9 protein-coding genes are annotated in these 12,054 nt (G+C 35.2%); all 9 read right to left on the reverse strand.

Annotated features, from left to right (window positions below):
- Positions 1–15: 15 nt before the first annotated feature.
- Complete coding sequence (polA, locus tag ACSBPO_RS17085) at positions 16–2,646, reverse strand: DNA polymerase I (RefSeq protein WP_442595407.1); 2,631 nt, start codon at positions 2,644–2,646, stop codon at positions 16–18.
- A 105-nt stretch (positions 2,647–2,751) separates the two neighbouring features.
- Entirely contained in the window at positions 2,752–3,687 is a 936-nt protein-coding gene (gene hflC / locus ACSBPO_RS17090; protein WP_442595409.1) for a protease modulator HflC, read from the reverse strand.
- Positions 3,680–4,645 carry an FtsH protease activity modulator HflK gene (gene hflK, locus ACSBPO_RS17095; protein WP_442595411.1) on the reverse strand — a complete coding sequence of 322 codons (966 nt, stop codon included), beginning with the start codon at positions 4,643–4,645 and terminating at the stop codon, positions 3,680–3,682. The genes hflC and hflK overlap by 8 nt, the downstream gene beginning before the upstream one ends.
- 370 nt (positions 4,646–5,015) lie before the next feature.
- Complete coding sequence (gene pnpS, locus ACSBPO_RS17100) at positions 5,016–6,779, reverse strand: two-component system histidine kinase PnpS (protein ID WP_442595412.1); 1,764 nt, start codon at positions 6,777–6,779, stop codon at positions 5,016–5,018.
- Positions 6,776–7,492, reverse strand: coding sequence for a response regulator transcription factor (locus ACSBPO_RS17105; protein ID WP_442595414.1), 717 nt, complete (start codon positions 7,490–7,492; stop codon positions 6,776–6,778). The genes pnpS and ACSBPO_RS17105 overlap by 4 nt, the downstream gene beginning before the upstream one ends.
- A 129-nt stretch (positions 7,493–7,621) precedes the next feature.
- A complete protein-coding gene (locus ACSBPO_RS17110; protein WP_442595416.1) occupies positions 7,622–8,098 on the reverse strand; it encodes a MaoC/PaaZ C-terminal domain-containing protein in 477 nt (158 codons plus the stop codon).
- 126 nt (positions 8,099–8,224) lie between these two features.
- Positions 8,225–9,163, reverse strand: coding sequence for a malate dehydrogenase (gene mdh, locus ACSBPO_RS17115; RefSeq protein ID WP_442595418.1), 939 nt, complete (start codon positions 9,161–9,163; stop codon positions 8,225–8,227).
- Between the two features lie 87 nt (positions 9,164–9,250).
- On the reverse strand, positions 9,251–10,519 hold the full coding sequence (gene icd / locus ACSBPO_RS17120; RefSeq protein WP_442595420.1) for an NADP-dependent isocitrate dehydrogenase: 1,269 nt from the start codon (positions 10,517–10,519) through the stop codon (positions 9,251–9,253).
- Positions 10,520–10,654: 135 nt separating this feature from the next.
- Positions 10,655–11,773 (reverse strand): citrate synthase, encoded by a 1,119-nt coding sequence (gene citZ, locus ACSBPO_RS17125; protein ID WP_442595422.1) that lies wholly within the window; start codon positions 11,771–11,773, stop codon positions 10,655–10,657.
- Between the last annotated feature and the right edge of the window lie 281 nt (positions 11,774–12,054).

Consider the following 12,054-nt stretch of genomic DNA (forward strand, 5'->3'; position numbering starts at 1 on the left):
TAATTATATATATAACTATTTTGCATCAAACCATGTTGGTCCATATGAATAGTCCACTTTTAGTGGAACAGCCAATTCTACTGCATTCTCCATTACTTCAGGAACGATTTGTTTTAGCCTTTCTATTTCTTCTTTTGGAGCCTCAAAAATTAATTCGTCATGTACTTGTAATAAAAGTTTCGCCTTTAGATTTTCAGCACTTAATCGATCTGCCATATCAATCATGGCTTTCTTTATAATATCGGCTGCACTTCCCTGAATAGGAGTATTCATAGCAGTTCGTTCTGCAAAGCTTCTAATATTGAAATTACGACTGATAATTTCTGGAATATATCTTCGTCTTTGTAGTAGCGTGGACACATATCCTTGTTGTTTTGCCACTTTGACAATGTCTGCCATATAATCCTTTACCCCAGGATAGCTTTCTAGATAACGTTCAATAAATTGACCCGCTTCCTTTCGTGTGATCCCTAAGCTTTGTGACAAACCATAGTCACTTATTCCATATACTATCCCAAAGTTAACAGCCTTTGCATGTCGACGCATATTGGATGTTACTTCGTCTGCCTTAACATGGAAAACTTCCATCGCGGTTTTCGTATGAATATCTAAGTCATCTTTAAATGCTTGGATGAGTTTTTCATCTCCGGCAATATGAGCCAAAACTCTTAACTCAATTTGTGAATAGTCCGCTGCAAACATCACCCAATCTTTTTCTGAAGGGATAAAAGCTTGACGAATTTTACGTCCTTCCTCCAATCGGATTGGAATGTTTTGAAGATTCGGGTCAATGGAACTAAGTCTCCCAGTAGCTGTTAAAACTTGATTAAAACGAGTATGAACTTTATTGGTTGTTGGATGAACAACTTTTAGAAGTCCTTCAATATAAGTTGATTGTAATTTACCTAATTGTCGGTAATTCAATATCTCACGAATAATTTCATGATCTTCAGCTAATTTTTCGAGAACGTCTGCTGAAGTAGAATAACCCGTTTTTGTTTTTTTCATAGACGGTAATCCTAGTTTTTCAAACAGGATAACGCCAAGCTGTTTAGGTGAATTAATATTAAAACATTCACCAGCAAGTTGATAAATTTTTGTTTCAAGTTCTAATAATTTCTCTGCAATTTCTTCATACATTTTTTTAAGTCGATCAATGTCTATTTTAACTCCTGTTGCTTCCATGTCAGCCAAGATAAGGGAAAGTGGAAGTTCTAAATCATAAAATAACTCATCTTGTTGATTTTGTCTTAGCTCACTCTCTAGTGTGTCTTTCAACTCTTCTAAAACAATCGCTTTACGAACAATATGCTCTGAGAGGTCTTTAAGTCCCGGAACACTTCTTTTTGCTCCTTTTCCATAAAAATCCTCATTTGATTGAACAAATGCTTTTTTATATTTTTTGGCAATAGATGAAATATCATCTATATTTTCTGATGGGTCCAATAAGTATGAAGCTATTAGTAAATCAAACTGAATTCCTTTAAGATGAATTCCATGCCTATATAAGGATACCTCTGTTCTTTTAGCATCGTAGACTATCTTAAATATGGACTCATCCTCTGCCCAATTCTTAAACAGAGGTGACCTTATGGCATTCTCCGTCTCTATGAAATAGCTTCCATTTTGATTGACAATGGCCATTCCTAAAATCGGTGCAGTATGATAATTCTCCTCTAAAATCTCAACATATAAGAAAGCTGCTTTTGTCAAAATCTCATCATTTAATTCAGTTACGATTTCATAATCGATTTTTTCTAATTCAACCTGTTGTTCTGATTCAATCGGTCCGATTTTTTCTAATAAAGAATTAAATCCAAGCTCCTTAAAAATCCCTGCTACTTTTTCATTACTATAACCACTATATTCAATCTCAGGTAAAGCTACTTGGACGGGTGCTTCTCTTGTGATGGTGGCAAGTTGTTTACTCATGATGGCTTGCTCTTTAAATTCCGAAAGCTTTTCCTTTAATTTTGCTCCATTTACATGGTCAATGGAAGAAAGTAACTCTTCAAGAGTAGTGAATTCCTTTAATAATTTAATAGCCGTTTTTTCCCCTACACCTGGTACTCCAGGAATATTATCTGACGCATCTCCCATTAATCCTTTCATATCGATGATTTGGTCAGGAATTAGTCCATATTTCTCTTTTATATGATCCGGAGTATATTCTTCAATATCCGTAATCCCTTTTCTAGTAATACAAACCGTTGTTTTTTCAGAGGCAAGCTGAGTTAAATCTTTATCACCTGATATTACTTTCACTTTAAATCCTTCTTCTTCTGCTTCCTTGGAAAGTGTGCCAATAATATCATCCGCTTCATAGTTCTCTAATTCATAACGAGAAATGCTAAATGCATCTAACAAATCACGAATAAAAGGGAATTGTTCTGAAAGTTCTGGTGGCGTTTTTTGTCTACCACCTTTATATTCTGTAAAAGTCTTATGTCTAAAAGTAGTCTTGCCAGCATCAAATGCAACTAATAAATGGGAAGGTTTTTCATCTTCTAAAATCTTCATTAGCATCATCGTAAAACCATAGATTGCATTTGTATGTACACCTTTGTCATTGTTTAATAATGGCAAAGCAAAGAAAGCACGGTAGGCGATACTATTTCCATCAATTAAAACCAACTTCTTTTCCATTCCACATCCCCTTTTCAAAAAAAATTTATATACAAAAAAAGCCATCAATCTCCTTCTCTATTCTATCATGGATAGAAAAAGAAAGAAAAATGACGGCTCTTTGATTTATTTCGTATAACCCATTAATAGTCTTGCATATGGAGAATCAGACGGTAATACAATAACTGATTTTTCATTAATGGTTTTCTTATAGGATTCTAGAGTACGATACAACTCATAAAAACTTGGGTCCTTTGAGAAGGATTGATTATATACTCTCGCTGCTTCTCCTTCACCTTCTGCACGGATTACTTCTGCATCAGCCTGTGCTTTTGCAAGCATTTCCTTTACCTCACGATCGGTTTCAGCTACAATTCTATTTTTCTCGGCATCACCCATTGATAAATATTCTTGTGCTTTCGATTCACGTTCAGAGATCATTCGAGTATAGACAGATTGTTCATTTTCACCTGGTAGATCCGTTCTTTTCATTCGGACATCCACTAAAATAATTCCATAATTATCTTTTGATAGTAATTCATTTACTTTTTCCGTTACTCGATCATTTAGTGAACCACGTGACGATTTCTCATCATTAATAATTTCATCATAATTTAATTGTCCAAACTCTGCTCGAACAACAGAATAAATAAATTCTTCCATACGAGATTCAGCTTTTTCAACCGTTCTAGCATTGGCAATCATTTTCTTAGGATCTTCTATTCTCCAAATAGCATAGTTATCAATTATAATTCTTTTTTTATCTTTTGTATTAAGTTCCGCTTCCTGAACATCGTAGGTCATTTGAAACTTAGGTAATGTTGTTACACTCTGGATAAAAGGAATTTTGTAACTAAGCCCAGGTGACTTTTCAATCCTTACGACTTCCCCAAACTGACGAATCACACGATACTCGCCTTCTTTTACAATGAATACATTGGTGATGATAAAAATAATGAGAGCAAGTATGACGATTAATACGATACCCAATTTCGTGTAATTTCCCCACTTAAAGCCATTGCCACCATGTGTTTTCATATCAATCACATTTTCCTTATCCATTACTATCACTTCCTTCTTCTTTCACTTTCGGTTGCTCTTTTTCTAGTGGCCGAATCGGAAAATACTTTAATGTATTACCATCGTCATTCATAATATAAATTTCAGTATTCGGAAGTACTTGCTCGATTGTCTCTAACACAAGTCGTTGTCTTGTGATTTCTGGATTTTTACTGTACTCTGCATAAAGTTTGTTAAATATAGATACATCTCCACGGGCGCTTTCGATACGAGCTGCTTTATCCCCTTGTGCTGTAGAAATAAGAGCATCTTTTTCCCCTTGTGCTTCATTGGTTCTTTTATTTCGATACTTTTTCGCTTCGTTGATTTTCGTGTTCATCATTTCACGAGCATCTGTTACATTTGTAAAAGCCTTTCTTACTTCATCATTTGGAAGTTCAACATCTTGAAGCTTAACGGCTAAGATGGAAATTCCAATGTCGTATTTATCTATTAACTCTGAAAGTAAATCCCTTACATCTGCCTCAATTTCTGCTTTTCCTGAGGTTAGTGCATCATCAATTTTGGAGCTACCAATAATACTTCTTAAAGAAGCTGATGTAGCATCATACAAAATTTCTTCGGGCTTATCTGCATTGTATAGATATTGCGCGGGATTCGTTATTTTCCATTGAACTACTAAGTCCGCTAGTACAATATTTTCGTCTCCAGTAATCATTTTGGTTTCATTCGGAAATTCCTTTACCTGGCCATCCTTTTCTTCATATCCAAATTGTAAACTGAACGTTTCTTTTGATAATTTTTCTACACTTTGAATCGGCCATGGTAATTTAAAATGTAACCCCGGCTCATTAAGCCCTTGTTCTACTTTTCCAAAGGTTAGAATAACAGCTTGTTCTGATTCATCTACTGTATACCAAGTAGTGAAGGCTAAAATACTTAGGATCGTAATAAGAAAAATAAGACCAACAATGGTATACACTCTTTTTATACTTGTCATTTAACCACTTCCTTTTATAATTTCCACGATTGTTTATACGAATGATTATTAAGAAAGTTACACAAAAAATAAAAAAAGCGAAAGCGCCTTGGTTAGCCCCGACAAGCAAATGTTCTCAAGCGTAAGAAGTCTGAACTTTGACTTCTTACGCTTGAGGTTATTTGACCTCGAGGGGCTAGGCGCTGTAGCTAGACAATTTTCGAAGTCACAAGAAGTCATACATTCTTACCTATATAAAAAAAGAAAGGGAAAAGCGGGGTTAGCTTTTCCCTTTCTCACTGGCTCCCTGGGTATAGGGGGTTTTCTATTTCATATTAATGAAAGATTATTAAGGAAGTTTTAATCAAATGTAAACTTTAGGTAAATTTGGTTAGGAAAGTTCTTTATATAAACAGATCGTAAAAGAACTTCCTTGATTGAGTTTACTTTGAACAGAAATGCTACCCTTATGTGCTTCAACAATATGCTTTACTATAGCTAACCCTAACCCAGTCCCCCCCGAATTTCTACTTCTTGAATTATCCACGCGATAAAACCTTTCAAATATTCGAGGGATTTCATCTTTATCAATCCCAATACCGGTATCTTTTACTTTTACATATACCTTCGAATCTTCTTCTCTAACAGAAATCTCAACTTTTCCCCCTAATGGAGTATATGCTATGGCATTACTAACGAGATTAATAAAGACTTGCTTCAGTCGATAATAGTCCCCTTTTATGAAAACATTCGTTAAGCCTGGATTGATAGTTAGGGTAATATTCTTTTCTTCTGCCTTCCTATCAAGCATTTTCACAACCTCATTTAGCAATTCCAGTATATCTAATTGTTCTACATTCAATTGAAAACCATGCTGTTCAATTTTTGATAAATCTAATAGCTCTTGGATTAACGTTTGTAATCGATCACTTTCTTTTAAAATAATCGATAAAAATGCTTCTAAAGTGACTTCATCTTTCATAGCACCGTCTAATAAGGTTTCAGAAAAACCTTTAATCGAGGTGATAGGTGTTTTTAACTCATGAGAAACATTGGCAACGAATACTTTTCTCATTTGCTCCAATTTTTTCAGTTCCGTAATATCATGAAAAACGAGTAGGACTCCTTTCCATTCATTATTGGTTCCGATAATCGGAGAACCAAACACATCAAAATATCTTCTTTCAATTTCAAGTGGTAAAAGGATTTGTTTCTTTACTCTTTGTTCTGTCATAAATATTTCTTCAATTAATTCATTTACGACTTTATATTTTATGACATCATAGTAAAGTCTTGATAAATATTCATTCGTTGATATATTAAATATTTCTTTATAGCTTTTATTAATTAAGCTGATATAACCCCGATTATCAATTAATACTAAACCACTACCCATATTTTCAATTAAAGTACTTAATCGTTCCTGTTGCATCTCTTGTGTTTTAAGAATTTCTTGAAAATTTCTAGCTAGAACATTAATAGAAGAGCTAAGCTTACTTGCCTCGTTGTTATGATCCTCATATGCACGTGCACGATAGTTTCCTTTGGCAAGTTCCATCATTACATTAGTAGCTGCCTCTATAGGCTTAGTATATCGATTTGTAATTTTTGTACCTAAGAAGATAATCATAATCATAGCAATACCAAGACTTATACTTAATAGCCACCATATTTTGCGATTTACCTTTTCAAGCTCACCTATTTTGGTACTTATAAAAACATAACCATCAATTTGATTATTTTTCATAATAGGTGTTCCATAATAATGAAGATTATATCCCCCGGCTACTTCTAATCTACTCGTATCATTCGGATACGTTTGAACTGCATTGGTAATAATTCGTGAATGACGACCTTCTATTAAATTATTCTCTTTCGCAGAATCGACGATAATTTGACCATTACGATTAACTAATGTCATTCGAACATCCAAGCTTTCACTTATTTTTTCAATATCCTTTTTATTTATTGAAACGATTCCGCCCTTCTCCTCTACTAAATCAGCCATGAGATTTACTTCATTCTCTAATCGCTTATCGAACGTCTTTATATAGTAACTCTTAAAGAGCTGACCTAACAAAATAGCAGAACAGACCAATACAGCAATGATTAAACTAATAAGGGCAAAAAGTAATCTAGATCGAAATCTAATCATTCGGATTTTGGCTCCTCTAACTTATAACCTAATCCTCTAATCGTTTTAATATAAATTGGCTTTTTTGTATTTTTTTCAATTTTCTCACGTAAATGACTAATATGAACATCTACAATTCTAGTATCACCCGCAAAATCATAATTCCAGACCGCACTTAAAAGCTGATCTCTTGTTAAAACACGTCCATTGTTTGTAATCAAAAATAGTAGTAACTCAAATTCCTTTGGTGTTAATTCTAATAATTCATTTTCAAAATAAGCCTCATATTTTTCAGGAAATACTTTCAATTCAGCAATTTGCAAATAATCCTTTTCTTCCTGATTTTGAGGGACTTGTCCTATATTTACCTGTGTTCTTCTTAAAATCGCCTTGACTCTAGCAATAACTTCTCTTGGACTAAATGGTTTTGTCATATAATCATCAGCGCCTAGCTCTAATCCTAAAACCTTGTCAAACTCATCATCTTTGGCTGTTAACATCATAATAGGTGTTGATAATTTTTGTTGTCTAAGTTGTTTACAAACTTCAATACCATCCAGTTTAGGAAGCATTAAATCCAATAAAATCAAATCAGGATTCTCAGATATGGCTATATCTCTTCCTGCTTCTCCATCTGAAGCGGTTATCACTTCAAAACCGTTTTGTTCTAGGTTGTATTTTAGTAAAGTGATAATGGATTGTTCATCGTCAACGACTAGGACCTTATTTTTCATATTTGCCTCCGCAATTTTATTAACCCCAAATAAAAACCCCTATATATATCCACTATTATTATAAAGAAAAATAAAAAAAAACCACAGTATTTTAATCGTGGTTTTAAAAAACTTATTTAATGACAAATATTAGAAGTTATCGAGAGCTCTGCCATCCATTTTTTCAGGTTGATAAGGTGGACATACAAGTAAATCTCCAACGATTACCGTTTCGCCCGACTCATTGGTTCCCTCTACATGAACTTGGATGGTATGAGCCTTCCTATCTACGTCTGTAATCTCAAACAAGAATTGAACAGTTCCATAATGATAAACCTGCTTAGGAAAATCTAATGTTTGTTTCAAAACATGACTTCCAGGTCCAGGTAAATATTTAGAAACTGCTGACGTGATAATACCCGTAAGCATGATCGTTGGAACTATTGGTTTCTGATATGGGGTTTGAGATGCGTAATCATGCTGTATATACAGAGGGTTTGCATCATTTGTTAACCCAAGGTACAACAGTAGGTCCTTATCTTCTATTTTTTCGGTAAGAGTCAGTTTTTCCCCAACTGATATTTCTTCAATCGTTCTACCTAATTTTCTTTTCTTTCCCAGTAACATTAAGACACCCCCGTGTAAGCGATTTCAAAACTTTTTTTCAAAAAAGAGTCTGACCAATAAACAATACATCGATCAGACCCTTTATAGATTATTAGTTGCACAAGCAACAAAGTTTCAGAAAAGAGCCTAGATTAAGGCAGCCATTACATTACGTACAGCATCAGCTGACTTATCAAGTGCTTTCTTTTCTTCTGCTGTTAATTCTAACTCGATAATTTTTTCGATTCCATTTGCACCTAGAATGGTAGGTACACCTAAATAAATTCCTTCATACCCATATTCACCTTCTAAATATGCGATAGAAGGAAGAACACGACGCTGGTCTTTAAGTATTGCTTCACACATTTGAACAAGCGACGCAGCAGGTGCATAGTATGCGCTTCCATTTCCAAGAAGGCTTACAATTTCGCCGCCGCCTTTACGAGTACGTTCAACAATTGCATCTAGACGATCTTTAGGAATTAACGTTTCTAAAGGTATACCACCCGCATATGAGTAACGTACTAACGGTACCATTTCGTCTCCATGTCCACCAAGAACAAATCCAGTAATATCTTTAACGGATAAATTTAATTCTTGAGCGACAAATGTACAGAAACGGGCTGTATCTAATACACCAGATTGTCCGATTACGCGATTTTTAGGGAATCCTGTCTCTTGAAAGATAGTATATGTCATAGCATCAACCGGATTAGTTAAAACAACGATAAAAGCATTTGGAGAGTATTTTACGATTTCTTGGGCAACGCTCTTCATAATTTTTTGATTTGTTTGAACTAAATCGTCACGGCTCATACCAGGTTTACGTGCGATACCAGCTGTAATAACAACGATATCTGAATCCTTTGTATCTTCGTAATTTGAAGTCCCTGTAACGTTCGCATCAAATCCTTGAACAGGTCCTGCTTCTAACATATCTAATGCTTTACCTTTTGTTGGGTTTTCCATTTGAGGAATATCAACTAAAACGACATCCGCCAGTTCCTTTTGAGCAAGCATAAATGCAGTTGTTGCTCCTGTAAATCCGCCACCAATTACTGATACTTTTTTACGGTTGAATGACATTGTAAAACCCCCTAAACAATTTAGTAATCTTTTATTTGATATAAGGGCCGTTCAATGAACGACCCTTGTTATCATTATCTTATTATATTAGCCCATGTTCTTAATTAATTCGTCACCGAACTCAGAACATTTTACTTCAGTTGCTCCATCCATTAAGCGAGCAAAATCATAAGTAACAACTTTAGAAGCAATTGATTTTTCCATTGATTGGACAATCAATTTTGCTGCTTCATGCCAACCAAGATGCTCAAGCATAAGCACTCCTGAAAGAATTACAGAAGATGGGTTAACTTTATCAAGTCCAGCATATTTCGGAGCAGTTCCATGAGTAGCTTCGAAAATAGCATGCCCTGTTTCATAGTTGATGTTCGCTCCTGGAGCGATACCAATTCCACCAACTTGAGCAGCTAATGCATCAGAAATATAGTCACCATTTAAGTTCATTGTTGCAACAACATCAAACTCGCTTGGTCTTGTTAAAATTTGTTGTAAGAAAATATCAGCAATCGCATCTTTTACGATGATTTTTCCAGCTGTTTCAGCTTCAGCTTGTGCTTTGTTAGCTGCGTCTGCTCCTTGCTCATCTTTAATACGATCGTATTGTGCCCATGTAAATACTTTATCACCGAATTCTTTTTCAGCAATTTCATAAGCCCAGTTTTTGAAGGCACCTTCAGTAAATTTCATGATATTACCTTTATGTACGATTGTTAAAGATTTACGTCCTTCATTAATCGTATAGTTAAGTGCTGCACGCACTAAACGAGATGTTCCTTCTTCAGAAATAGGTTTAATACCAATACCTGAAGTTTCAGGGAAACGAATTTTCTTTACTCCCATTTCAGCTTGTAGGAAGTTGATTAATTTTTTCACTTCGTCAGAACCTTTAGCGTATTCAATACCTGCATAAATATCTTCAGTGTTTTCACGGAAAATAACCATGTCAGTATCTTGAGGACGCTTTACTGGAGAAGGTACACCTTCAAACCAACGTACTGGACGTAAGCAAACAAAAAGATCTAATTCTTGACGTAGTGCAACGTTCAATGAACGAATACCGCCACCAACAGGTGTTGTTAAAGGACCTTTAATAGCAATAAAATATTCGTTAATAACATCTAAAGTTTCAGATGGCAGCCACTCACCTGTTTGGTTGAATGCCTTTTCTCCTGCTAAAACTTCTTTCCAAACGATTTTACGTTCGCCTTTATAAGCTTTTTCAACCGCTGCATCTAATACACGAGATGATGCTGCCCAAATATCAGGACCTGTTCCATCACCTTCGATAAATGGAATAATAGGTTCATTTGGTACGTTTAATACCCCGTTAGTAACTGTGATTTTTTCTCCAGCCATTTTATTCCCTCCGTTATCTTTGCTCTTAAAGAAGCTAGTTTAATAAAAAATATAAAAAACACATATTCAAAGGTTAGAAGAAATAGCTTCTAACCTTAACCATATTACACCAATGTTCTTTTGAAAGTAAATATTTTACCCTCTTTGTTCAATTGGTACGTAAGTTTGCATACCAGGACCAGTATATTCTGCGCGTGGACGAATTAATCTGTTATTCGCATATTGCTCAAGAATATGAGCTAACCAGCCTGATACACGGCTTACTGCAAAAATTGGTGTAAATAAGTCATGGTCGATTCCTAAGCTATGGTACATAGACGCAGAGTAGAAATCTACATTTGGCGGTAGATTCTTCTCACCAGTTACAATACCTTCGATTGCAACTGACATTTCATACCAATGTGGCTCTCCCGTTAGAGCAGTAAGCTTTTGAGACATTTTTCTTAAATGCTTAGCACGAGGATCTCCTAAACGATATACTCGATGTCCGAAGCCCATGATTTTCTCCTTGTTTGCCAATTTACCACGAACATAGGAGTCAACATTTTCAAGCGTTCCAATTTCTTTAAGCATTTTCATAACAGCTTCATTTGCTCCACCGTGTAGAGGACCCTTTAAAGCACCGATAGCTGCTGTAACACCAGAATAAACATCAGATAATGTTGCTACGCAAACACGAGCAGTGAAAGTTGATGCATTAAGTTCATGGTCAGCATGCAGGACGAGCGCTTTGTCTAGAGCTTCGACTGCCACTTGATCTGGCTCGTTTCCAGTTAACATATATAAGAAGTTCGCTGCAAAGCTTAAATCTGTACGTGGAGCAACAGGATCTAATCCTTTTCTTACACGTGCAAATGCTGCTACAATGGCAGGCATTTTCGCTTGTAAACGAACTGCTTTACGATAATTTGCTTCTTCTTCCATTACATCTGATTCTTCATCGTATAATCCTAATAAAGAAACAGCTGTACGTAATGCAGCCATTGGATGAACTTCTCCAATTGGGTACATCTTAAAATGTTCCATAACTTCTTTAGGAAGCTCCATATTTTCAGCTAATTGTTTCTTTAGTTCTTCCAGCTCTGGCTTTGTCGGTAGCTTTCGGTGCCAAAGCAAATAGATAACCTCTTCGAAACTAGCATTGTCCGCTAAATCATCAATATTATACCCAACATAAGTTAGAGTATCATCGATAATCGAACTGATTGATGATGATGTAGCTACTACCCCTTCAAGACCACGTGTTACTGTCACTACGAATCTCTCCTTTACTCGAAAAATTTCCCCATCCCATTGGTTAAAACAAGATCATAGTCGAAAATATGAATTTTCAACTTGTTAAGAAAAAAATTATTGCACATCAGCAAATGTACTAATGTTGACCCATAAGTCACGAAACAAGAACATATCCTTTTTCTTTGTACGAACCCGAGCGGATGCTCGATAATGTACCAGAAAGAAAATGCTTTCATTTTTGTATAAACAAAAAACGTTTCTACTATATACACTACTATAATAAAAAAATAGAAATAAGG

The organism is Neobacillus sp. D3-1R (assembly GCF_052180215.1).
Taxonomy (GTDB): domain Bacteria; phylum Bacillota; class Bacilli; order Bacillales; family Cytobacillaceae; genus Pseudoneobacillus.